This is a genomic window from Kitasatospora sp. NPDC058046 (assembly GCF_042885595.1).
Taxonomy (GTDB): Bacteria; Actinomycetota; Actinomycetes; order Streptomycetales; family Streptomycetaceae; genus Kitasatospora.
In genome coordinates this window covers 539,300-560,359 of record NZ_JBHVRS010000001.1, presented here as the reverse complement: position 1 = coordinate 560,359, position 21,060 = coordinate 539,300, and the positions used below count along the sequence as shown (strand labels likewise).

General features: G+C 73.2%; 22 protein-coding genes. 14 read left to right on the top strand and 8 right to left on the bottom strand.

The genetic code is table 11. From position 1 onward, the window contains the following. The first annotated feature begins 59 nt into the window (after positions 1-59). Complete coding sequence (locus ACFVU7_RS02585) at positions 60-1,004, top strand: hypothetical protein (RefSeq protein WP_380743180.1); 945 nt, start codon at positions 60-62, stop codon at positions 1,002-1,004. A 13-nt stretch (positions 1,005-1,017) separates the two neighbouring features. Here ACFVU7_RS02585 and ACFVU7_RS02580 read toward each other — a convergent pair whose 3' ends face one another. The 3 genes from ACFVU7_RS02580 to ACFVU7_RS02570 all read right to left on the bottom strand — a co-directional run bounded on the left by ACFVU7_RS02580 (position 1,018) and on the right by ACFVU7_RS02570 (position 3,770). Then, complete coding sequence (locus tag ACFVU7_RS02580; RefSeq protein WP_158077659.1) at positions 1,018-1,515, bottom strand: F0F1 ATP synthase subunit B; 498 nt, start codon at positions 1,513-1,515, stop codon at positions 1,018-1,020. Between the two features lie 141 nt (positions 1,516-1,656). Beyond that, on the bottom strand, positions 1,657-2,883 hold the full coding sequence (gene kynU / locus ACFVU7_RS02575; protein WP_388043934.1) for a kynureninase: 1,227 nt from the start codon (positions 2,881-2,883) through the stop codon (positions 1,657-1,659). Between the two features lie 56 nt (positions 2,884-2,939). Continuing rightward, complete coding sequence (locus ACFVU7_RS02570; RefSeq protein ID WP_388043932.1) at positions 2,940-3,770, bottom strand: tryptophan 2,3-dioxygenase; 831 nt, start codon at positions 3,768-3,770, stop codon at positions 2,940-2,942. 188 nt (positions 3,771-3,958) lie between these two features. On the opposite strand from ACFVU7_RS02570, the gene ACFVU7_RS02565 reads away from it, so the two are divergent. Next, positions 3,959-4,420: an Lrp/AsnC family transcriptional regulator gene (locus ACFVU7_RS02565; RefSeq protein WP_234348510.1), complete on the top strand. Its 462-nt coding sequence runs from the start codon at positions 3,959-3,961 to the stop codon at positions 4,418-4,420. Positions 4,421-4,510: 90 nt separating this feature from the next. Beyond that, the gene (locus tag ACFVU7_RS02560; RefSeq protein ID WP_074000809.1) at positions 4,511-5,050 is read left to right on the top strand and encodes an NADPH-dependent FMN reductase; all 540 of its coding nucleotides are present in this window, start codon (positions 4,511-4,513) and stop codon (positions 5,048-5,050) included. Positions 5,051-5,096: 46 nt separating this feature from the next. Here ACFVU7_RS02560 and ACFVU7_RS02555 read toward each other — a convergent pair whose 3' ends face one another. Next, a complete protein-coding gene (locus ACFVU7_RS02555; protein ID WP_388043930.1) occupies positions 5,097-5,729 on the bottom strand; it encodes a MarC family protein in 633 nt (210 codons plus the stop codon). Between the two features lie 213 nt (positions 5,730-5,942). On the opposite strand from ACFVU7_RS02555, the gene ACFVU7_RS02550 reads away from it, so the two are divergent. The 3 genes from ACFVU7_RS02550 (at position 5,943) to ACFVU7_RS02540 (ending at position 9,389) form a co-directional block, all read left to right on the top strand. After that, positions 5,943-6,503 (top strand): DoxX family protein, encoded by a 561-nt coding sequence (locus tag ACFVU7_RS02550; RefSeq protein WP_049660922.1) that lies wholly within the window; start codon positions 5,943-5,945, stop codon positions 6,501-6,503. A gap of 137 nt (positions 6,504-6,640) precedes the next feature. Then, positions 6,641-7,264: an FxLYD domain-containing protein gene (locus ACFVU7_RS02545; protein WP_388043928.1), complete on the top strand. Its 624-nt coding sequence runs from the start codon at positions 6,641-6,643 to the stop codon at positions 7,262-7,264. Between the two features lie 301 nt (positions 7,265-7,565). Further along, entirely contained in the window at positions 7,566-9,389 is a 1,824-nt protein-coding gene (locus tag ACFVU7_RS02540; protein WP_079271742.1) for a glycosyl hydrolase family 18 protein, read from the top strand. A gap of 148 nt (positions 9,390-9,537) precedes the next feature. Here the strand turns inward: ACFVU7_RS02540 and ACFVU7_RS02535 are convergent, their stop codons facing one another. Then, a complete protein-coding gene (locus ACFVU7_RS02535) occupies positions 9,538-10,119 on the bottom strand; it encodes a MarR family winged helix-turn-helix transcriptional regulator (RefSeq protein WP_380782763.1) in 582 nt (193 codons plus the stop codon). 144 nt (positions 10,120-10,263) lie between these two features. Between ACFVU7_RS02535 and ACFVU7_RS02530 the strand changes: the two genes are divergently transcribed. The 4 genes from ACFVU7_RS02530 to ACFVU7_RS02515 all read left to right on the top strand — a co-directional run bounded on the left by ACFVU7_RS02530 (position 10,264) and on the right by ACFVU7_RS02515 (position 15,014). Beyond that, entirely contained in the window at positions 10,264-11,565 is a 1,302-nt protein-coding gene (locus ACFVU7_RS02530) for an MFS transporter (protein ID WP_234348552.1), read from the top strand. Between the two features lie 188 nt (positions 11,566-11,753). Next, the gene (locus ACFVU7_RS02525; RefSeq protein WP_388043926.1) at positions 11,754-13,376 is read left to right on the top strand and encodes a dolichyl-phosphate-mannose--protein mannosyltransferase; all 1,623 of its coding nucleotides are present in this window, start codon (positions 11,754-11,756) and stop codon (positions 13,374-13,376) included. Then, positions 13,376-14,158, top strand: coding sequence for an ABC transporter permease (locus ACFVU7_RS02520; RefSeq protein WP_074000810.1), 783 nt, complete (start codon positions 13,376-13,378; stop codon positions 14,156-14,158). Before ACFVU7_RS02525 ends, ACFVU7_RS02520 begins: the two co-directional genes overlap by 1 nt. A 268-nt stretch (positions 14,159-14,426) precedes the next feature. After that, positions 14,427-15,014 carry a TMEM165/GDT1 family protein gene (locus tag ACFVU7_RS02515; RefSeq protein ID WP_049656026.1) on the top strand — a complete coding sequence of 196 codons (588 nt, stop codon included), beginning with the start codon at positions 14,427-14,429 and terminating at the stop codon, positions 15,012-15,014. 42 nt (positions 15,015-15,056) lie between these two features. Here ACFVU7_RS02515 and ACFVU7_RS02510 read toward each other — a convergent pair whose 3' ends face one another. Next, entirely contained in the window at positions 15,057-16,307 is a 1,251-nt protein-coding gene (locus ACFVU7_RS02510) for a hypothetical protein (RefSeq protein ID WP_388043924.1), read from the bottom strand. A 427-nt stretch (positions 16,308-16,734) separates the two neighbouring features. Here ACFVU7_RS02510 and ACFVU7_RS02505 point away from each other — a divergent pair, with 427 nt between their 5' ends. Further along, the gene (locus tag ACFVU7_RS02505) at positions 16,735-18,807 is read left to right on the top strand and encodes an MFS transporter (protein ID WP_388043922.1); all 2,073 of its coding nucleotides are present in this window, start codon (positions 16,735-16,737) and stop codon (positions 18,805-18,807) included. Positions 18,808-18,860: 53 nt separating this feature from the next. Beyond that, positions 18,861-19,340 carry a CYTH domain-containing protein gene (locus ACFVU7_RS02500; RefSeq protein ID WP_388043920.1) on the top strand — a complete coding sequence of 160 codons (480 nt, stop codon included), beginning with the start codon at positions 18,861-18,863 and terminating at the stop codon, positions 19,338-19,340. A gap of 14 nt (positions 19,341-19,354) precedes the next feature. Here the strand turns inward: ACFVU7_RS02500 and ACFVU7_RS02495 are convergent, their stop codons facing one another. Continuing rightward, a complete protein-coding gene (locus ACFVU7_RS02495) occupies positions 19,355-19,846 on the bottom strand; it encodes a MarR family winged helix-turn-helix transcriptional regulator (protein ID WP_181970558.1) in 492 nt (163 codons plus the stop codon). 47 nt (positions 19,847-19,893) lie between these two features. Here ACFVU7_RS02495 and ACFVU7_RS02490 point away from each other — a divergent pair, with 47 nt between their 5' ends. Continuing rightward, positions 19,894-20,304 carry a cupin domain-containing protein gene (locus ACFVU7_RS02490; RefSeq protein ID WP_387819801.1) on the top strand — a complete coding sequence of 137 codons (411 nt, stop codon included), beginning with the start codon at positions 19,894-19,896 and terminating at the stop codon, positions 20,302-20,304. Between the two features lie 67 nt (positions 20,305-20,371). Here the strand turns inward: ACFVU7_RS02490 and ACFVU7_RS02485 are convergent, their stop codons facing one another. After that, positions 20,372-20,548 carry a hypothetical protein gene (locus ACFVU7_RS02485; RefSeq protein ID WP_380776330.1) on the bottom strand — a complete coding sequence of 59 codons (177 nt, stop codon included), beginning with the start codon at positions 20,546-20,548 and terminating at the stop codon, positions 20,372-20,374. 176 nt (positions 20,549-20,724) lie between these two features. Here ACFVU7_RS02485 and ACFVU7_RS02480 point away from each other — a divergent pair, with 176 nt between their 5' ends. Beyond that, positions 20,725-21,048 (top strand): antibiotic biosynthesis monooxygenase, encoded by a 324-nt coding sequence (locus tag ACFVU7_RS02480; RefSeq protein WP_049650519.1) that lies wholly within the window; start codon positions 20,725-20,727, stop codon positions 21,046-21,048. Positions 21,049-21,060 lie beyond the last annotated feature (12 nt).

Sequence of the window (21,060 nt, the reverse complement as noted above, 5' to 3'; positions counted from 1 at the left end):
CAATCATGGTGTCACTGAAAACTTGTGGTGACACCAAAAATATCCGCTACGGTGACGGCATGACCTTCACCTTCGGCATCTACCCCGGCGGGCTGGCGGGCGACGACACCGGCGTGATCACCCCCGCCCGCCCCGACGACCCGGCCCGGATCACCGCCGCCCTGCGCGAACTCCAGGGCGGTGCAGGGGAGTTCCTGGTCCGCGCCTACCGCTCGTACCCGGGCGGCGAGCACACCCCCGAGCGGCCCGAACGGTACGCCGTCGAGGGCCGCCGGCTCGACCTGGTGGTCCAGTACCGGGAGCGGAGCGGGGAGTTGGCGGGCTGGCTGGACTTCGTCCGGCGGACGGTCCGGACCGAGGGGCACCGCCTCGCCCTGCTCCAGATCTGCGAGGAGCCCAACCTGGACCTCCCGCCCGTGGACGGCAGCATCCCGAACGTCCGCCGGGCGCTGGTCGAGGGCGTGGTCGCGGCCAAGGAGGAGGCGCTGGCCCACGGATTCGACCGGCTGGCCGTCGGCTTCAACGCGGTGCCCTCCTTCGACCCCGCGGACACCTTCTGGACCGAGCTCGGGGAGCTCGCCGACGAGCGCTTCCACCGCGCCCTGGACTACGTCGGCCTGGACTTCTTCCCGGACGTCTTCCGCCCCGTCCAGCCGTCCCAACTCGCCGACGCGGTACGGGCGGTGCTCACCGGCTTCCGTCGGGACGCGCTGCCCCGGGCCGGGATCGGGCCGGACGTCCCGCTGCGGATCTGCGAGAACGGCTGGCCCACCGGCCCCGGGCGGAGCGAGGCGCGGCAGGCCGAGGTGGTGGCGGAGGTGGTCCGGACGGTCGCCGGGCTCGCCGCCGAACTCCACGTCACCGGTTACGCGTTCTTCGCGCTGCGCGACGCGGACAGCGCGGGTGCCGGACTGTTCCCGCGCTTCGGCCTGCTGCGCGACGACTACACGCCCAAGCCGGCCTTCGCGGTCTACCGCGGGCTGGTCCAGGAGCTGACGAACTGAAGTTCCGGCAACGCTAGTTCGCCTCGAAGAAGCGCTCCACCGTGCGACGTCGCGCGGCGACGGCGTGCACCGGTTCGCCGATCACCCGGCCGGCCAGGGCGACGGCCAGCTCGCCGACGTCCTGCCGCAGCACGCGGGCCGCCTCGGCCCGGTCGGCGGCGATCCGGGCGCGGCCGGTGGTGAGCAGTTCGTCCCGGGCGCGGATGCCCTCCGCGCGGGCCGCGACCATCGCCGCCGCGCCGCGCTCGGCGTACTCCTCCCGGATCCGGGCCGCCTCGTGCCGTGCCTCGGCCAGCTCCAGCAGTCGGGCCTCCCGGGTGGCCTCGGCCTCGGCGAGCAGGGCCTCGGCGCGTTCGGCGCGGCCCTCGGTGGCCTCCCAGCGTTCGGACTGCACCCGTTCGATCCGCGGGAGCAGACGGCGGCCGAGCGCCCACATCAGCAGGAAGAGCAGTGCCAGGCCCAGCAGCAGCGGGGCCGGTTCGGGCTTGAGCGGGCCGAGTTCGAGGTTCACGCACGCCTCCCCAGGGTGTGACGTTCCGTCAGCCTTGAGCATCCCCAAGGACGACGGAGGTCGAACTCGGCCCGGGCATGAGCTGCGTCACGGCGGCCCCCGGGTCGTGCCGCCGCTCCGGGGGCCGGCCCTCCCGGCCGGCTACGTCACCTCGCCCCGGCGGGAGAAGCGCTCCGCCCGCCACTCGCCGCTCTCCAGCACCTCGGCCAACTGCCGGGCCGCGTCCCAGACCTCGGTGTACGACAGGTAGAGCGGCGTGAAGCCGAAGCGCATCAGGTCCGGCGCGCGGAAGTCGCCGATCACCCCGCGCTCGATCAGCGCCTGCACCACCGGGTAGCCGTCGGCGTGCCGCAGCGCGACCTGGCTGCCGCGCCGGGCGTGCTCGCGCGGGGTCGCCACCTCGACGCCGTCCAGGCCCTCGGTCAGCGAGACGAACAGGTCGGTCAGCGCCAGGCTCTTCGCCCGCACCTCCGCCAGGTCGACCCGCTCCCAGATGTCCAGCGAGGCGCCGAGGGCGGCCTGGCCGAGCAGCGAGGGCGAGCTGGTCAGGAACCGGCCGATGCCCGGCTTCGGCTCGTACCCGGGCTCGAAGGCGAACGGCCGGGCGTGGCCGAACCAGCCGCTGAGCGGCTGGAGCGGGTCGGCCGCCAGGTGCCGTTCGGCGACGTACAGGAAGGCCGGCGAGCCGGGGCCGCCGTTCAGGTACTTGTAGGTGCAGCCGATCGCGAAGTCCGCGCCGGCGGCGTCGAGTCCGACCGGCAGCGCGCCCACGGAGTGGCACACGTCCCAGATCATCAGGGCGCCCGCGGCCTGCACCCGGGCGGTGATCCCGGGCATGTCCAGCAGCTCGCCGGTGCGGTAGTCGACGTGCGAGAGGACGACCGCGGCGACGTCCTCGTCCAGGTGCCGGTCCAGCTCCTCGGGGCGGATCAGCGCGCTGCGCGCGCCCTCGACCAGGCCGGTCACGCCCTCGGCGATGTACAGGTCGGTCGGGAAGGCCTCGGCGTCGCCGAGCGCCGTGCGCCGGCCAGGGCGCAGCCGCAGCGCGGCCGACAGCACCTTGAACAGGTTGACCGAGGTGGTGTCGCAGACGACCACCTCCGCCGGAGCGGCGCCGACCAGCGGCGCGATCCGCCGCCCCAGCCGGTACGGCTGCTCGAACCAGCCGGCGTCGTTCCAGCTGCGGATCAGCTCCCGGCCCCACTCCTCCTCGACCACCCGGCGCACCCGCTCGGGCGTGCGCGCCGGCAGCGCGCCCAGCGAGTTGCCGTCCAGGTAGACCACCCCGTCCGGCAGGGCGAACTCCTTGCGGAACGCCGCCAGCGGGTCGGCGGCGTCCAGCGCCGCGCAGTCCTCGCGCGTGGTCATTGCCCGTCCCTCCCTCGTCATCCTCTGTCCGGCCCGTTCCGTACCCGTTGTGCCCGTCACAGCCCGTCCCGGATCGTCCACAGCTCCGGAAAGACGTCCTGCTCGGCCGACTTGCGCAGCCAGGTCAGCCCGCTGGAGCCGCCCGAGCCGGGCTTGCCGCCCATGGTCCGCTTGACCGCCGAGAGGTGGCGCTGGCGCCACCGGGTGACCCGCTCGGCCACGTCCAGCAGGGCCTCGCCGAGCGGCCGGAGCGCGGCGAGCTCCGGCTCCGTGTACACCCGCCGCCAGGCCGCCTCGACCTCCGCGGACGGCTGGTAGCGCTGCTCGGAGGGGGCCCGGTGCGGGGCCAGGCCGCGGCGCGCCAGCAGCGCCAGCGCCTCGTCGTACAGGCCGGGGGAGCGCAGTGCCTCGGTCAGCTCGGCCCGGGTGTCGGGCATCCCGTCGTACATCGCCAGCAGCGCGGCGTTCTTGTTGCCGAGCAGGAACTCCAGCCGCAGGAAGGCGGCGGACTGGAAGCCGGAGGCCTCGCCGAACAGCGAGCGGAAGGAGTTGAACTCGTGCGGGGTCATGGTCGCCAGCAGGTCCCAGGACTCCACCAGCACGTCCTGGACGTGGGTGCCCCGGCGCAGCGCGGCCAGGGCGGCGGCCAGGTCGTCCTCGCGCAGCGCCTGCCGGGCGAGCGTCCACTCGTGCCGCAGCAGGTCGAACAGCAGCTCCATCACCTGGGTGGTGACGATGAACGACAGCTCGGCCGGCTCCTTGCTGCGCGGGTGCTGCAGGCCGTGCAGCTCCTCCAGGCGTACGTACTCGGCGTACGGGGTGCCCCGGCCGGGCGCTCCGCCCCGGCCGAACGACAGGTTGGGCGTCTCCACCGTGTCGTGCCCCATCCCGATCCCTCCAGATCCTCCGGGCCGCGTCGCCCGGTCCGGTGGACCAGCCGGACTGCCGGGTTCCACCGGGTGCCCATTGTGCGGCGGCGGTGCCCCCCGCTTGAATGGTCGACGGGCATCACAACCGCCTTCGGAGCTGTCGTTCGCGAGGCGTTCAGCCGATTCGCTTTACGAATGGAAATCCCTTGATCCCGACCACCCGGGAGGCCGCCTTGGACGCCGTCGACCGCCGTCTGCTCGCCGAGCTCCAGGCCGACGCCCGGCTCTCGTACAACGAACTCTCCCGCCGGGTGAGCCTGTCCGCACCCGCGGTGGCCGAACGGGTCCGCCGGCTGGAGTCCGAGGGCGTGATCAGCGGCTACCACGCCCACGTGGACCTCACCCGGGCCGGGCTGCCGATCACCGCGCTGGTCCAGATCCAGTGCTACGGCCCGCGCTGCGTGCTGCGCGACCCGGAGGTGCCGACCTGGCCGGAGGTGGTCCAGCTGCACCGGGTCACCGGCGGGGCGTGCTGCGTGCTGCTGGTCGCGGTGTCGACGATGGCCGAGTTCGAGGCGGTGTGCGACCGGCTCGGCGGCTACGGCCAGCCGTCCAGCTCGATGATCCTCTCCAGCCCGGTGCCCTGGCGGCCGGTGGTGCCGCACTGAGCGCCGGCGGGCCGCGGTCGGGCCGCGGTCGGGTCGCGGCACCGCGGCCGGCCGGCCCTGACGCGGACGTCAAGGGGTAGGTTGCCCGGCATGCCGAACGAGCGCCACATCCTGCTGCTGCCCGGGAGCCTGCGGGCCGGTTCCACCAACGAGACGGTGCTGCGCACCGCGGCCGCGGTCGCGGCCGCCACCCCGGGCCTGCGGGCCGCCTACTACGAGGGCCTGGCCGGGCTGCCGCACTTCAACCCGGACCACGACACCGACCCGCTGCCGGAGCCGGTGGCCGGGCTGCGGGCCGCGATCGGGGCGGCCGACGCGCTGCTGGTCTGCACCCCCGAGTACGCCGGGACGCTGCCGGGCGCGTTCAAGAACCTGCTGGACTGGACGGTCGGCGGGGTCGAGATCTCGGACAAGCCGACCGGCTGGATCAACGCCGCCGGCCCGGGCCGCGGCCTGGGGGCCGAGGCCACCCTGCGCACCGTCCTCGGCTACACCGGTGCGGCGGTGCTGGACGAGGCCTGCGTCCGGCTGCCGCTGGAGCGCGGCGCGGTCGGCCCGGACGGGCTGGTCGCCGACCCGCTGGTGCGCGAGCGGATCGGCGGGGTGCTGGCCCGGCTCGCGGCGGGCTGAGCGGCGGGCTGAGCGGGGCTGAGCGGGGGCTGGGGGCGGGTCGGGGTCAGTGCCCCGTCGGCAGGTGCACCCCGAGCCCGGCCAGGCCCTCCAGGAACAGCTCGACGCCGACCGCCGCCAGCAGCAGCCCGAGCAGCCGGGACAGCACCTCCAGCGAGGTGCGGTGGGTGCGCCGCATCAGCGGGGCGAGCACCGCCACGCAGAGGTAGTTGATCACCGCGACGGCCACGTACGCCCCGGAGACGGCGGCCTTCCAGCCCCAGTTGTCCTGGTTGAGCGAGGCGACCAGGACGGCCGTGATGGCGAGCGGGCTGGCGATGTACGGCAGCAGCAGTTCGCGGATTCCGTCCACCAGCGGGTTCGCGAGGTGCTCGTCCTCCTCGCCGTCCGAGCCGAGGTGGATGCCGAAGACCAGCGCGACGGCGTACACGAAGAAGATCGCCCCGCCCGCGAGCTGCAGCGACTGGTCGCTGATGTGGAACAGGGTGGTCAGCTCGTCGGCCCCGAAGCCGAGCACCAGGCCGATCACCGCCGAGATGGCCGTGCTCAGCGCCGCCAGCCGCCGCAGCTCCAGGTTGCTCCTGGTCCCGGCCAGCCGGGCGAAGGCCAGCAGGGTCTTCGGCGGACCGACCACGGCGAAGAAGGTGATGAAGGCGCTGCCCAGGTTGAAGACGAACATGGGCCCAGCATGACCGCGCGGCCCCGGGCGGCCGGGGCGCCACGCCCCGCGGCCGGGCGTGGCGTGAATCTCCCCGGCGGCCGTTCCATTCCTGGTCGGGGGCGAATTCGCCCGGATGGCGGTCCCGGCTCGAAGGGACGGGCGCTCTCGGTTGCTATGGAGGCAGGACTGCCAGCGAGCGGGACCAGCCCGCCGCGGAAGCGAGGATGCGACATGTGCCTGAACCGTAAGGACCTGGGCCTGCTGGCCCTGCGCGGCGCGGTCGGCGGGGTGCTGATCGCGCACGGCACCCAGAAGCTGTTCGGCTGGTTCGGGGGCGGCGGCCTGGAGGGCACCACCCAGGCCATGGAGCACATGGGCTTCCACCCGGCCCGGGAGAGCGCGCTCGCGGCCGGCCTCGGCGAGGCGGGCGGCGGGGCGCTGCTGGTGGCCGGGCTGGCCACCCCGGCGGCCGGCGCGGTGGTGGCCGGGACGATGGCGGGCGCGGTGTCGGTGCACGCCCCGGCCGGCTTCTTCGCGATGTCCGGCGGCTACGAGTACCCGGCCTTCCTCGGCGCGACCGGGCTGGCGATCGGCCTGGCCGGTGCCGGCCGGTACTCGCTGGACCACCTGACCGGCCACGTCTTCGACCGGCCGTGGGTCGGGCTGGTGGCCTTCGTGGCGAGCGCCGCCGGGGCGTACGGCGCGGTCGCCCGGCGCCGGCACCAGGTGCGGCTGCGCGAGGAGCGGGCCGCGGTGGAGGCGGACGAGCAGGAGGGCTCGGGGCTCTCGTAGGGCCCCTCGCGGAGGCGGGTCCCGCAGGCCGGTTCACCCGGAGGCAGCAGCCCTGCTGGCGGAGGCCCGCCCGCCCTCGGAGGGTGGGCCGGGAGGTGTGCCGGGCAGCCCGGCGCCGACCGGAAACGAGGGACCGCATGGACCGCCAGCCGCTCACCCGCGCGAGGGCCTGTACCCCGCCGAGGGCCACCGCCCAGGACCTGGACGCACCGCCGCTGCGCCGCCAACAGCGGGCGGTGGCAGGGGTGTTGGCCGCCGCGGTGGTCGGAGCGGCGGCGCTCGCGGGCTGCTCCTCCGGCCAGAGCGCGAGCAGTGTGGCCTCCGGGGCGGCGGCCGCGGTGGAGCGGGGTGCGAGCGCCGCCGCCTCCGCCGCCTCGGCGCTGGCCTCGGTGGCCGGCGGGGCGGGTGCGGCGATCGCCTCGGCGGAGGCGCAGGCCTCGGCGGCGGTGTCGGCGGCCTCCTCGGCCGTCGCCGGGATCAAGGGCGGGCTGGACGCCAAGGGGGACGTCGCGGTCGGGGCGGTGAGCACCGGTTCGGACGGCAAGCCGCAGGTGTCGCTGACCGTCACCAACCACGGGCAGCAGTCGTACCGGTACGTGATCCAGCTGGACTTCACCGACGAGTCGGGCAAGGTGCTGGACGCGACCGCGGTGACCGTCCAGGACGTGGCCGCCGGGCAGAGCGCCCAGGCCACCGGGCACGCCAACCGGGACCTGTCCGGCACGGTCAAGGCCGAGGTGGCCAACGCCGTCCGCTATTGAGTCTGGACCTGGCCGCCCAGCTCAGCGCGGGTGCGGAACCTTAAGCGGGGCTCAAGGCCCAACAGCACCCCTTGACGGGCGAGTTGGTCTAGTCCATTTTTATTGCCCAGGTGCAGGGAGCCCCTGAACCGGCGTCGGCGGCCTCGTGCTGCCGGCGCCGGTTCGGCACATCCCGGTAGTCCGTCATGGTCTGATCCGCTCGATTCCCCACCCATGCCTGTCATGTCCCGGTCGTCCGGCCCCACCCCGGACGCGCGCCCCCGGGACGGCGGGTACCCCCACAACCAGGAGTCACGCACCCATGCTGCGCTCACGCATTGAAAGGGCCGGGACCCCGGCTCCGCAGGGCGGCCGCCGACGCCGTCCCAAGAGCCTGGCCGCCATCGCGGCCGGCACCACCGCCTCCCTGCTGCTCGGCGCCGGTCTCGCGCTGACCGGCGGCGCCGCGGCCAACGCCGCGACCACCAACTCCACCGGCGCGCCCGCCACCAGCGGCGGCATCAAGGTCGCCTACTACGACCAGTGGTCGGTCTACGCGAACGCGTACTACCCCAAGACGATCCAGGACACCGGCGTCGCCGGGAAGCTGGACTACCTGATCTACGACTTCGCCAACATCCACCCGACCGACCTGGGGTGTTTCGAGGCCACCAAGGCCGCGGACACGAACGACAACAACCCCAACGCGGGTGACGGCGCCGCCGACGCGTTCGCCGACTACCAGAAGAGCTTCGGCGCGGACATCTCGGTCGACGGCGTCGGCGACGTCTGGAACCAGCCGATCGCGGGCAACTTCAACCAGCTGAAGAAGCTGAAGGCGAAGAACCCGAACCTCAAGGTCCTGCTCTCGCTGGGCGGTTGGACCTACTCCAAGTACTTCTCGCCGGCCTCCGCCACGGACGCCTCGCGCAAGCACCTGGTGTCGTCCTGCATCGACATGTTCATCAAGGGCAACCTGCCCGCTGACGCCGGCTTCGGCGGCCCGGGCTCGGCGGCCGGCGTCTTCGACGGCATCGACATCGACTGGGAGTACCCGGGCGGCGGCGGCCACACCGGCAACATCTCCAGCCCGGCGGACAAGCAGAACTTCACCGCGCTGCTGAAGGAGTTCCGCACCCAGCTGGACGCGCAGGGCGCGGCCGACAAGAAGACCTACGCCCTGGCGGCGGCGGTCGGCGCCGGCCAGGACAAGATCATGAACGTCGAGACCGACAAGATCGCTCAGTACCTGACCTTCCTCGACGTCATGACCTACGACATGCACGGCGGCTGGGACGCCCAGGGGCCGACCAACCACCAGGCCGCGCTCTACTCGACCCCGGACGACCCGTCGACCCCGGCCAAGCCGGGCAACGGCAAGTACTCCATCGACAACGCCATCAAGGCGTGGACGGTCGGCGACAAGGAGTACGGCATCCCCGGCGGCTTCCCCGCCAACAAGATCAACATGGGTGTGCCGTTCTACTACCGCGGCTGGACCGGCGTGAAGGACAACGGCAAGCACGGCCTGTACCAGCCCGCCACCCAGCCGGCGGCCGGCGCGGCGATGTCCGGCAACGTCCCCGGCATCCAGATGTTCAAGGAGCTCGCGGGCTTCGTCGACAACCCGTCCAAGACCTTCTGGGACGACGCGGCCCAGGCCACGTACTTCTACGACGGCAACACCTTCTGGAGCGGTGAGGACGCCAAGTCGATCCAGGCCAAGCTCGACTACGCGCACTGCAACGGCCTCGGCGGCGCCTTCGCCTTCTCGCTGTACGACCTGGGCACCAAGACCGCCCTGTTCGACAAGATGGTGAGCGCCACCAACGGCTCCGCGTCCGCCTGCCCGGCCCCGCCGACCGGCACGCCGACCCCGACCTCGACCGGCACCCCCACCGGCACGCCGACCGGCACCCCGACCGGGACCCCCACGGGCACGCCGACCGGCACCCCGACCGGCACCCCGACCACGCCGGCCTCCTGCCCGGCCGCCCCGAGCTGGGACGCGAACACCACCTACGCGGCCGGCGGCACCAAGGTCTCGTGGAAGGGCCACTACTACACCAACAAGTGGTGGACCAAGGGCGACGACCCGAGCCAGAGCGGCCAGTGGGGCGTCTGGACCGACAACGGCCCCTGCTGAGACCCGCACCACCGACTGACCGAGGGGCCTGACGGACCCTCGCGGCACCTGAAGTGACGAGTCCGGCCCGCCGGGAGGATCATCCTCCCGGCGGGCCGGACTCGTCCGCGTTCCCGGCCCCGGGCTCCTTTGTGTTCCCAGTGCCGGGCTACGCCTGGCCGGCGGTGCGGCCGGGGGCGTCCGGCCGGCTCTCCTCGATCCGCCGCAGCATCCGGCCCAGCATCGCGGAGAGCGCGGCGCGGTCCTCGCCCGCGACGTCCTGGAGCAGCTCCTCCTCGAACACCGCCGCCATCCGCATCGACTCCAGCCACTTGTCCCGACCGGTCTCGGTCAGCTCGATGATCACCCGCACCCGGTTGTTCTCGTCCCGCTCCCGGGTGACCAGGCCGTCGGCCACCATCCGGTCGATCCGGTGCGTCATCGCCGCCGGGGTGAGCCCGAGCCGCTTGGCCAGCTCGCCCGGCCCCAGCTGGTACGGGCTGCCGGCGACCACCAGGGCCTTGAGCACCTCCCACTCGGCGGAGGTGATTCCGAGCACAGTCAGCTGGCGGTCGTACGCCACGCCCATCCGCCGGGAGACCCGGTTGAGGGTCTGCACGATGGTCTCCACCTGGGGGTCGACCGTGGGGAACTCCCGCTGGTAGAGGGCCACTTGCTCGGCGATGCCGAACTCCAGGGGGGTGGCCGGGGCGGGCTTGTCAGTGGCCGGCCGCGGCTTGTCCGTAGTCATGCGGACCAGTGTCGCACGAGCGTGCACCCCTTAAGCCTTTGACTCCGCACTCTTCCGGTGCTAAGACTTTATCTCGTCAAACTTTAGCTCTGAAATCTTCTGGACTTAAGAGTATCCAGTTGAAACCAGGAAGGGATGTGCACGGTGACCGGCACGGTGAAGCAGCAGAGGCAGCGGCGTGGAGCGGGCGGCCCGCTGCGCCGCGTCCAGATCGGCAACGCACTCAGTGCGTTCGGCAGCGGGTTCACGATGCCGTACATGTTCGTGTACGTGGACCAGGTGCGCGGGCTGGGATCGATGGTCGCCTGGATGGTGTTCACCCTCTTCGCGCTGGCGGCCCTCGCCGTCCTCCCGTTCATCGGCCGCGGCATCGACAAGTACGGCCCCCGCCCGGTGCTGCTGGCCGGTACGGCGCTCGCCGCCACCGGCGCGTTCGCCTTCGGCCACGCCACCGGCACCCCGGCCCTGCTGGTCTCCGCCTTCCTGTTCGGCGCGGGTGTCACCACCTGCCAGCCGGCGCTCGCCACGATGATCGTCCGCTGCTCCACGGCCGCCACCCGCTCGCGTGCCTTCGCGCTCCAGTTCACCCTGGTCAACCTGGGCATGGGCATCGGTGCGCTGGTCGGCGGGCAGATCGTGAACGTGTCCGACCCGGCCAGCCTCACCCGGCTGTTCACCATCGAGGCGGCGACGTTCCTCGGCCTCGCCCTGGTCACCGGCACCGCCCGGATATCCAAGGTCCAGCTGACCGCCGTCCACGAGAAGGCCGACGGCCCGACCGGCCTGCGCGCCCTGGTCGCCGACAAGGCGATGCTGCGGCTCTGCCTGCTCGCGGGGCTGATCTTCTTCACCTGCTACGGCCAGTTCGAGTCCGGCGTCGCGGCCTTCGCGACCTCCACCGTCGGCACCGCGCCCTCCACCCTGGGCTTCGCGATCGGCGCCAACGCGCTGACCATCGTGGTGCTGCAGATGTTCATGGTGCGGATCACCGCGCGCCGCCGCCGCACCACCGCGATGGCCGCGGCCGGTGTGGTCTGGCTCGGCGCCTGGGCGATGGCCCTGGTGGCCGGCCTGATCCGGACGGAGACCATGGCCGCCACGGTCGCCATCGTCTCGATCTACGCCCTCTTCGGCGTCGGCGAGTCGCTGCTCGCGCCCACCATGGGCCCGATCGTCGCGGACCTCGCCCCGGCCCGGCTGCTCGGCACCTACAACGCCGGGTACTCCCTGGTGAAGCAGATCGCGATCGCGGTCGGCCCCGCCGTCGGCGTGCTGCTGGTCGGCTCCGGCGCCTGGCCGCTCTACCTGGCGGCCATGGCGGGCTCCACGGTGCTGATCGTCGTCCTGGCGCTGAGGCTGCGCCCGTACCTCACGCCGGAGCAGGACAACGCGGCCCCGGCCGTGGTCCACGCCGTCCCGGTCCGGGAACTGCAGACCGCCGCGTAGCGGAACGGCCCGCACGGGTGTTCGTCACGGGCGCCGACCAGGTCACCTGGTCGGCGCCCGTCGCGCTTGGCTTCGCGGGCACCGCCACATAGTGTCAGTGGCTGTTGACCGCCCGGCCCCGGCGGGCGCGGCGCGACCCGGGCGGAGCCAGGCCCCGGGCAGAGCAGACAGGCGAAATCGGCGAGGCTATGACGCAAGCGGCGCTCACGCACCCACCGGCGGCCCCGACCTCCGCCGCCCCGGCCCCGGCCCCGCGCGGGGGCCTGGTCCGCTGGGCGGCCGACCGCTCCGGCTGGCTCGGACCGATCGCCGTCGCGCTCTTCGCCGGCCTGCTGCGGTTCTGGAACCTCGGCCACCCCAACGCCTTCGTCTTCGACGAGACGTACTACCCCAAGGACGCCTGGTCGCTGCTCCAGCAGGGCTACGAGGGCACCTGGCCGGACCACGCCAACGCCGACATCCTCTCCGTCCCGCAGTCGATCCCGCTGGGCTCCGCGCCCGAGTTCGTCGCGCACCCGCCGCTCGGCAAGTGGGTGATGGCGACCGGCGAGCAGCTGTTCGGGCTCAACCCCTTCGGCTGGCGGTTCATGACCGCCCTGCTCGGCACCCTCGCCGTGCTGATGCTCGCCCGGATCGGCCGCCGCCTCTTCGGCTCCACCCTGGTCGGCTGCACCGCCGCGCTGCTGATGGCGGTGGACGGCCTCCAGCTGGTGATGAGCCGGGTCGGCCTGCTCGACGGCATCCAGATGTTCTTCGTGCTCGCCTCCTTCGGCAGCCTGCTGGTCGACCGCGACCACGTCCGCGCCAGGCTCGCCGGGGCGGCCGACGCCGACGCCGTCCGGCTCGGCTGGCGCCCCTGGCGGATCGCCGCCGGGGTGTTCGTCGGCGCCGCCTGCGCGGTCAAGTGGAACGGCGCCCCGATCCTCGCCGCCTTCGGCATCCTGACCGTCCTGTGGGACCAGTCCGGCCGCCGCGGGGCCGGCGCCCGCCGCCCCTGGCGCTCCATGCTGCGCCTGGACGCCGTCCCCGCCTTCCTCGCCATGGTCGGCTCCGCCGTGGTGGTGTACGTCGGCGCCTGGAGCGGCTGGCTGGCCACCGGAGGCAGCGGCGCCAACGGCGGGGGCGGCTACGACCGGCACTGGGCCGACGGGCGCGCCGGGCTCTCCCCGGACAGCGTCCTCGGCATCCCGCTGCCGCAGGTCCCGATGGGCTGGGTGCCCGCGCCGCTGCGCAGCCTGTGGCACTACCACGCGCAGATGTACGACTTCAACACCGGCCTGAGCACCCCGCACACCTACCAGTCCAACCCCTTCGCCTGGCTGGTCGACGGCCGCCCGGTCTCGATGTACTGGGAGCAGATCCCGTACGGGCAGCACGGCTGCACCTCCTCGGGCGGCTGCGCGGCGCAGATCCTGGGCCTCGGCACGCCGTTCCTGTGGTGGGCGGCCTGCTTCGCGCTGGTCTACCTGCTGTGGCGCTGGTTCTTCCGGCGGGACTGGCGCTCGGGCGCGGTGCTGTGCGCGGTCGCCGCGGTCTACCTGCCCTGGTTCCGCTACCAGGAGCGGACGATCTTCTCCTTCTACATGGTCGTGCTGGTGCCGTTCCTCTGCCTGGCCGTCGCCCAGATGCTCGGGGCGATCCTCGGCCCGGCCGGGTGCAGCCCCGAGCGCCGCCGGATCGGGGCGATCGGGGCCGGGGCGGTCGTGCTCGCGATCGTCGGCTGCTTCGCCTTCTTCTACCCGCTGTACACGGCGGAGGTGATCCCGATGTCGTCCTGGCAGGACCGGATGTGGTTCACCAGCTGGATCTGATGCCGGTGCCGCTGGCGGCGTCGGGCGGCCAGCTGCTGCCGGTCACCCCGGTGCTCGGGGTGGTCACCGCGGTGCTGCTGCTGGCCGCCGTCGCGGTGGCCGGGCGGGGCCTGCTCGGCCACGGGCACGCCGTCCTGCGGGCCGGGCTGCGCGCGGTGGTGCAGCTGGCGGCCGTCGCCGCGGTGATCAGCTGGGTGGTCGGTTCACTCTGGTGGTCGGCGCTGTTCGTGCTGGTGATGTTCTCGGTCGCGGTGCGCACCGCCGGCCGGCGGATGACCCCGGGCCCGGGCTGGGTCTGGGCGGCCGCCCCGATCGGTGCCGGGGTGCTGCCGGTGCTCGCCCTGCTGCTGGGCGTCGGACTGCTGCCGGCCGAGGGCCTGTCCGTCATCCCGGTCGCGGGCATCCTGATCGGCGGCGCGCTCAGCGCGACCTCGCTGGCCGGGCGGCGGGCCCTGGACGAGCTGCGGCTGCGGCGCGGCGAGGTGGAGGCCGCGCTGGCGCTCGGCTTCGAGGAGCGCGACGCCCGGCTGGAGATCTGCCGGACGGCGGCGGCGACCTCGCTCGTCCCGGCGCTGGACCAGACCCGGACGGTCGGCCTGGTGACCCTGCCCGGGGCGTTCGTCGGGATGCTGCTGGGCGGGTCCTCGCCGGTCCAGGCGGGGGCGGTGCAGCTGTTCGTGCTGATCGGGTTGCTGGCGGTGGAATCGGTGGCGATCGTGGTGGTGCTGGAACTGGTCGGGCGCGGGCTGGTCGCGGTCGAGCCGGACGGGGGCGGCCGGTAGGCGGGGCGGTCCCCGTCGGCCCTCGTCGCTCTTCCGAGAGGGGTCGGTTGACGCCGTCGGGTACGCTTGGGGCCGTTGAAGGGGAGTAGCCCTCCACCGGACCGTCGACATACTGGCCCCCAGGGGCCCGGCGCCCGGGGCACCGCTCGATGAACGGTGCCGGCGAGACCTTCGGCCGCAGTGCTGTGACCATGAACCAGTGCTGTCGGGCCGAAGCGTCCCCTGACGGAGCCGCGGCGGCCGGGCAGCCTCCGACCGAGGAAAACCCCTGATGAGTCTCACCGTTGCCGCGTTGACCTTCGGCATCATCTTCCTGGCCGAACTGCCGGACAAGACCGCGCTGGCCAGCCTGGTGCTCGGCACCAAGTACCGCGCGAGCTACGTCTTCGCGGGCATCGCCGCCGCCTTCGCCCTCCAGGTGGGCCTCGCGCTCGCCGCCGGGCACCTGCTCTCGCTGCTGCCGCACCGCTGGGTGGAGGGCGTCACCGGCCTGCTGTTCCTGGTCGGCGCGGCGATGCTGCTGTTCCACGGCGGCGAGGACGAGGACGAGCACGCGGCCAAGGAGCCGTCCTCGAACAGCTTCTGGAAGGTGGCCGGGGCCAGCTTCGTGGTGGTCGCGATCGCCGAGTTCGGCGACCTGACCCAGATCATGACCGCCAACCTGGCCGCCAAGTACGCCGACCCGCTGGCCGTCGGCCTCGGCTCCTGGCTGGCGCTGTGCGCGGTCGGCGGGATCGCCATCGTGGGCGGCCAGAAGCTGCTCAAGTACGTGCCGATGAAGCTGATCATCCGGGTGGCGGCGGCGATCATGGTGGTGCTGGCGGGCATCAGCATCTTCGGGGCGATCACCGGCTGATCCGTCCGTCGTCCGCCGTCCGCCGCGTGTCGCCCGTCGGCCTCAGCAGCTGTTGTGGGCGTCCAGGGCGGCACGGGTGTTGGGGCCGAAGACGCCCCGCTTGTCCCCCTTGACGGCCCACATCCACTGGACGTAGCCGACGGTGTTCACGGTGGTGTCGTCGTACACCCCGGTCACCGGCACGCTCGCCCAGCAGACGACGACGGCGAGCTTCTGCTGGAGGGCGGTCACGTCGGGCCCGCTCATCCCGGACTGCAGCACGCGCGGGGGCGGGGCGGTGGTGGGCGTCGGGGTCGGGGAGGGGGCCGGGGGAACGGTCGGCGTGGGGGCCGGGGCGGGGGGAGCGGCCGGGGCCTCGGTGGTCGGTGCGGCCGCCGGCGGCGGGGTGACCGTCTTCGTCGGGCTCGGCTTGCGGGTGGCGGTGGGCGTCGGGCTGGGCGCCTCGCTGGTCGGCGCCGCCGTGGTCGGAACGGGCGTCGCCAGCGTCGGCGGGTCGACCGGGGCGGGCGCCAGGGTGCTCGTCGGCAGCGGCTGCGCCTGCTTGGCCGGCGGTTCGGCGGAGGGCGTCACCGCGTACGCGACGCCGATGGTGAGCGCGACCAGGGCGGCGCCGATCCCGGCGAGCAGCCCCTTGCGCTGGGCGAGCGGGCGCCGCTCGGCCTGCTCGGCCGCCCGTCTGGCGGCCCGGCCGCCGCCCTCGGGCCCGGGCGTGTCCGGGGCCCGCGCGACGTCCGGGCCCTGCCCGGCGCCGGGTGCCTGCCCGAAGGCGAAGAGGCCGATCTCGTTCCCGCCCGGCCCGGCGGGCGGGACCGGCGGCAGCACGGTGGTGGCGTACGCGTCCCCGTGGCCGCCGGGGTGGGCCTCGGGGTAGGCGCTGGGGTAGCCGTCGGCGGCGGGGCCGAACGGGTCCTGCCCGGGGCCGGCCGGGGCCTGCGCCGACCCGAAGGGGGCCTGCGCCGACCCGAAGGGGTCCTGTCCCGGGGCGACGGGCGGCAGCACCGTGGTGGCGTACGCGTCCGCGTCCGGTCCGAGCGGGGGAGCGGCCGGCTGCCCGGGGGCGGGCTGTCCCGGGGGGACCGGCGGCAGCACCGTGGTCGCGAACGGGTCCACCACCGGCGCGTTCGGGTGGCTCTCGTCGGCCACCTGGTCGGCGGTCTGCGGAACGTACGGGCGGACCAGCGGCGGGCCCTCGACGTGCGGCAGGACGGCGGTCTCGGTGAGGCTCGGGTCCGGGACGCAGCCGCACCCGGTGGAGCGTGCGGTGCCGCACGTCGGGCAGTGCTGGTCCGGCATCGGCCGGTCCTCCTCGGTTTCGCGTCGACTTCGCGGTCGGTCGGTCGTCGGTCAGTCGTCGTTCGTTCAGTTGGTCGATCGTCCGGTGCGCGTTCGGCGCGTGTTCCCGGCGGATCCGGGCGCACGATCGGGCCTGATTATGCAGGACCGTCCGAAGGGGGGACAGGGGCGTCCGTCCCCCGGCGGGGGTGTTGCGCCGGTTGGTGCGGGTTGGCTCCTCCGAGAACGCCCGGAGCGCGGCGGTTGTCCCCGGCGCTTACGCTCGGCTCAACCCGGTGGAACATACCGGGACGAAACCGACCAGCGCGGTGAGCTGGGAGTGATCATCCGCACGGCCCGGCCGACGGGCCCGGGACCCCATGGAGACGCCATGCCCACGGAGACGCCGTGATGCCCGGGGAGACGCCGTGACGCCCGCGGGGACCCGATGACGGAGCCGCGCACCGCGTCCGGCCGGAGCCCGGCGGGCGAGCCCGGCCCGCCGGCGGTCACCGTCCCCAACCTCTGGGTGCCGATCGGCGCCCTGCTGCTGGCGATGCTGCTCGCGGCCCTCGACCAGACCATCGTCTCCACCGCGCTGCCGACCATCGTCAGCGACCTCGGCGGCCTCGACCACCTCTCCTGGGTGGTCACCGCCTACCTGCTGGCCTCCACCGCCGCGACCCCGCTGTGGGGCAAGCTCGGCGACATGTACGGCCGGAAGCGCTTCTTCCAGGCCTCCATCGTGATCTTCCTGCTCGGCTCGGTGCTGTGCGGGATCGCCCAGAACATGGGCGAGCTGATCGCCTTCCGCGCCCTCCAGGGCCTGGGCGGCGGCGGGCTGATGGTGCTCTCCCAGGCGATCGTCGGCGACCTCGTCGCGCCCCGGGACCGCGGCCGCTACCAGGGCCTCTTCGGCGCCGTCTTCGGCGTCACCAGCGTGCTCGGCCCGCTGCTCGGCGGGGTGTTCGTCGACCACCTCAGCTGGCGCTGGGTGTTCTACATCAACCTGCCGATCGGCATCGTCGCCCTGGTGGTGATCGCGGCGGTGCTGCACGGGATGGAGGTCCGGCGCGAGCACCGGATCGACTACCTGGGCACCGTCCTGATCGCCGCCGTCGCCACCTGCCTGGTGCTGATGACCTCGCTCGGCGGGACCACCTGGGCCTGGACGTCCTGGCAGGTCGTCGGCCTCGGCGTGCTCGGGCTGGTGCTGCTGCTCGCCTTCGTCCAGGTCGAGCGGACGGCCGCGGAGCCGGTGCTGCCGCTGCGGCTGTTCCGCTCGCGGACGTTCAGCCTGGTCGCGGTGATCTCCTTCGTGGTCGGCTTCGCGATGTTCGGCGCGCTGACCTACCTGCCGACCTTCCTCCAGGTGGTCCAGCAGGTCTCGCCCACCATGTCCGGCATCCACATGCTGCCGATGGTGCTCGGCATGCTGCTCACCTCGATCGGCTCCGGCCAGATCGTCGCCCGTACCGGCCACTACCGGATCTTCCCGATCGCGGGGACGGCCGTGACGACCGTCGGGCTGCTGCTGCTCTCCCGGCTGGACGAGCACAGCAGCACCGCCGAGATGAGCTTCTACTTCCTGGTCTTCGGCCTCGGGCTGGGACTGGTCATGCAGGTGCTGGTGCTGATCGTGCAGAACTCGGTCGGCTACGAGGACCTCGGCGTGGCCACCGCGGGCGCCACCTTCTTCCGCTCCATCGGGGCCTCCTTCGGCGTCTCCATCTTCGGGACGGTCTTCGCGAGCGGACTGCGCAGCCGGCTCGCCGACGCCCTGGCGGGGGTGCCGCTGCCGCCCGGCTTCCGACCGGAGGTCATCACCTCCGACCCGCGGGTCATCCCCCGGCTGCCGACCGCCGTCCAGCCGGGCGTCTACCACGCGTACGCCGAGTCGATCACCCGGGTGTTCCTGTACGCGGTGCCGGTCGCGGTGGTCGCCTTCGTGCTGTCGCTGTTCCTGCGCGAACAGAAGCTGCGCTCCACCGTCACCGCTCCGGACCTCAGCGAGTCCATCGGGTTCAACCCGGTCGAGCGCACCTCGCTGGACGAGATCGCCCGCGCCCTCTCGGTGCTGAACAGCCGCGAGGCCCGGCGCGACCTCTTCCGGCGGATCACCGAGACCGCCGGGCTGGACCTGCGGCCCGCCTCCAGCTGGCTGCTCCTCCAGATGCACCAGCACGGCTCGGTCGAGCCGGCCGAACTGGCCGAGCGGCGGATCGTCCCGGTCTCGGTGATCGAGGAGGCCGTCCGGGAGGTGGAGGGCCGGGGGCTGGCGGCGAGGGCCGGCGGGCTGCCGCTGCGGCTCACCGAACCGGGGGAGGAGGCGGCGCTGCGGCTGGTCGCCGCCCGGCGCACCCAGCTCGCCGAACTGCTGGGGGACTGGGACGAGCAGCGGTACGCCGAGCTCGCCGGGGTCCTGAACCGGCTCAGCTCCTCGCTCTGCGCGGACCTGCGCGACCGTCCGGACCCGTCGGGACCGCAGGGGCCGTACCGTGGGGAGGGGCGGTCGTTCTGACCGTCCGTTCGTCCGTCTGCCCGTGGGGCGTGACCGGGAAGGGGTGGTGCGGCGTGCCGCTCGAGATCGAGCGCAAGTTCCTGCTGGAGGCCTTCGAGCCGCCGGAGACGGCGGTGCGGCAGCACATCGAGCAGGGGTACATCGCGATCAAGGACGACGGGACGGAGGTGCGGCTGCGGCGGATCGGCGGCAGCTGCGTCCTCGGCGTCAAGCGCAAGGCGTCCGGCGTCGGTTCCCCGGTGCGGATCGAGGTGGAACGCGAGCTGGGGGAACAGGAGTTCACCGAACTCTGGCCGGCCACCGAGGGCGCGCGGCTGGTCAAGGAGCGCTACACCTTCGACGCGTCCGGCGTCACGGTCTACGCGGACGTCTACCAGGGGGAGTTGGCCGGACTGCGCACCGTCGAGGTCGAGTTCGGCTCGGAGGCCGAGGCGGCGGCGTTCTCGGCGCCGGAGTGGTTCGGCGCCGAGATCACCGGCGTGAAGGCGTACAAGAACCAGACCCTGGCGACCGGCGGTCTGCCCAACTCCTGAGACCGGTAACGGGGTTACGGTGCCCCGAACCAGCGCGGGGTGTCGAGGCGGAACGGGTCGCCGGGGGCGAGCCGGCGCAGGCCGTCCTCCAGCTGGCGCAGCTGCTCCTCGCCCAGGGCCGCCGACCACTCCTCGCGCAGCTCGTCGAAGATCCGGGCCGAGCGGAGCAGGCAGTCCACCCCGCGTGCGGTGAGCCGGACCAGCTTGCGCCGGGTGTCGGCCGGGTCGGCGGCCCGCTCGACGTAGCCGAGCTGCTCCAGGCCGTCGATGGTCTTGCCCGCGGCCTGCTTGGTGACGCCGAGGCGGCGGCCGAGCTCGGTGGCGGTGGTGCCGTGCGGGCCGATCGCCTGGAAGACGAAGCCGTGCATCGGGCGCAGGTCGGGGTGGCCTTCGCGGGCGATGCGCTCGTGCAGCTCGTCGATGATCGTCCGGAAGGCCAGCAGCAGGCGCAGCGGTAGCTCAAATCCCGGCGGGGACGGTTCGCTTGACACGATAGACAACCTCATTGACCATATAGACAACTTCATTGTCCATCTTAGGGGGTTCCCTCGCCATGCCCGTCATCCGCCGGACCGACGCCCGCCGCACCGAGACCCCGAACGCCGTCATGACCACCTACGCCTCGCCCACCCAGGGCGCCACCTCCCTCGCCGTCTGGCACGTCGACATGACCGCCGGCGCCCGGGGCCCGCTGCACGCCATGGACACCGAGCAGGTCTGGACACTCCTCACCGGCACCGCCCGGGTCGACCTGGCGGGGGAGACCTTCACCCTCGCCGCCGGGGACACCGCCGCCCTCCCCGCCGACACCGTCCGGCAGATCGCCACCGACACCGGCTTCACCGCCGTCGTCGCCTCCCCGTCCCCCGCCCACGCCTACAACCCCGACGCCGTCACCCCGCCCGACGCCTGCGCCCTCGCCCCGCGCGACGATCAGCGCGTCCTCCCGCCGTGGATCGCCTGAGCCTGATGCGGACGAGGACGGGGGCGGCCGAGGACTCGCCCCGGCCGTCCCCGCTCGACGGTCGCCGCTACTGCTGACCCTCGATGTCGTCCTGCACGTCGTCCAGGTTCTGCTGACCCTGCTGCTGGGCCTGCGAGGCCTTCTGCTGGGCCTCGTCCTGTTGCGGTTGCCCGCTTCCGATGCGCTGCTTGGCCTCTTCCTCGGCCTGCTGGGCCTTGTCCCGGAACTTGTCGCCGATACCCATGACCGTTCCCCTGTCCCTCGGGTTCTGGGCTCTACCTCCAGGCTTCCACCCGGGCCCGGTCCCTGCATGTCGACGCCCCACTACCCGCCGTGACCGCCGGTGCCTCCGAACGGTCCGGCCGTGAGGTGTAGCAGACTGCTCCCCGTAAGCAGTCACCGGAGCAGAAGGAGTGCGCCATGTCCGTCGTCAAGATCAACGTCCTGACGGTGCCGACCGAGCAGCGCGAGGTGCTGGAGCAGCGCTTCGCCTCCCGGGCCGGCGCGGTGGAGAACTCGGACGGCTTCGAGTGGTTCGAGCTCCTCCGCCCCGTCGAGGGCACCGACCAGTACCTCGTCTACACCCGCTGGCGCAGCGAGGAGGACTTCAAGGCCTGGATGGAGGGCCCCATGAAGGCCGCCCACCAGAACGGCCCCGCCGGCGAGGCCCCCAAGCGCCCCGCCGCCTCCGGCTCCACCCTCTGGTCCTTCGAGGTCGTCCAGTCGGCGGGCCCCAAGGCCTGACGTATGTACGGA

What these genes read in the sequence shown, in the direction of transcription:
- ACFVU7_RS02485 (WP_380776330.1), bottom strand. Translation starts at nt 20,548, where the DNA reads ATGGGTATCGGCGACAAGTTCCGGGACAAGGCCCAGCAGGCCGAGGAA.
- ACFVU7_RS02480 (WP_049650519.1), top strand. Translation starts at nt 20,725, where the DNA reads ATGTCCGTCGTCAAGATCAACGTCCTGACGGTGCCGACCGAGCAGCGC.
- ACFVU7_RS02495 (WP_181970558.1), bottom strand. Translation starts at nt 19,846, where the DNA reads ATGAGGTTGTCTATCGTGTCAAGCGAACCGTCCCCGCCGGGATTTGAG.
- ACFVU7_RS02505 (WP_388043922.1), top strand. Translation starts at nt 16,735, where the DNA reads ATGACGGAGCCGCGCACCGCGTCCGGCCGGAGCCCGGCGGGCGAGCCC.
- ACFVU7_RS02490 (WP_387819801.1), top strand. Translation starts at nt 19,894, where the DNA reads ATGCCCGTCATCCGCCGGACCGACGCCCGCCGCACCGAGACCCCGAAC.
- ACFVU7_RS02550 (WP_049660922.1), top strand. Translation starts at nt 5,943, where the DNA reads ATGTGCCTGAACCGTAAGGACCTGGGCCTGCTGGCCCTGCGCGGCGCG.
- ACFVU7_RS02555 (WP_388043930.1), bottom strand. Translation starts at nt 5,729, where the DNA reads ATGTTCGTCTTCAACCTGGGCAGCGCCTTCATCACCTTCTTCGCCGTG.
- ACFVU7_RS02525 (WP_388043926.1), top strand. Translation starts at nt 11,754, where the DNA reads ATGACGCAAGCGGCGCTCACGCACCCACCGGCGGCCCCGACCTCCGCC.
- ACFVU7_RS02560 (WP_074000809.1), top strand. Translation starts at nt 4,511, where the DNA reads ATGCCGAACGAGCGCCACATCCTGCTGCTGCCCGGGAGCCTGCGGGCC.
- ACFVU7_RS02570 (WP_388043932.1), bottom strand. Translation starts at nt 3,770, where the DNA reads ATGGGGCACGACACGGTGGAGACGCCCAACCTGTCGTTCGGCCGGGGC.
- ACFVU7_RS02545 (WP_388043928.1), top strand. Translation starts at nt 6,641, where the DNA reads ATGGACCGCCAGCCGCTCACCCGCGCGAGGGCCTGTACCCCGCCGAGG.
- ACFVU7_RS02585 (WP_380743180.1), top strand. Translation starts at nt 60, where the DNA reads ATGACCTTCACCTTCGGCATCTACCCCGGCGGGCTGGCGGGCGACGAC.
- ACFVU7_RS02540 (WP_079271742.1), top strand. Translation starts at nt 7,566, where the DNA reads ATGCTGCGCTCACGCATTGAAAGGGCCGGGACCCCGGCTCCGCAGGGC.
- ACFVU7_RS02510 (WP_388043924.1), bottom strand. Translation starts at nt 16,307, where the DNA reads ATGCCGGACCAGCACTGCCCGACGTGCGGCACCGCACGCTCCACCGGG.
- kynU (WP_388043934.1), bottom strand. Translation starts at nt 2,883, where the DNA reads ATGACCACGCGCGAGGACTGCGCGGCGCTGGACGCCGCCGACCCGCTG.
- ACFVU7_RS02520 (WP_074000810.1), top strand. Translation starts at nt 13,376, where the DNA reads ATGCCGGTGCCGCTGGCGGCGTCGGGCGGCCAGCTGCTGCCGGTCACC.
- ACFVU7_RS02535 (WP_380782763.1), bottom strand. Translation starts at nt 10,119, where the DNA reads ATGACTACGGACAAGCCGCGGCCGGCCACTGACAAGCCCGCCCCGGCC.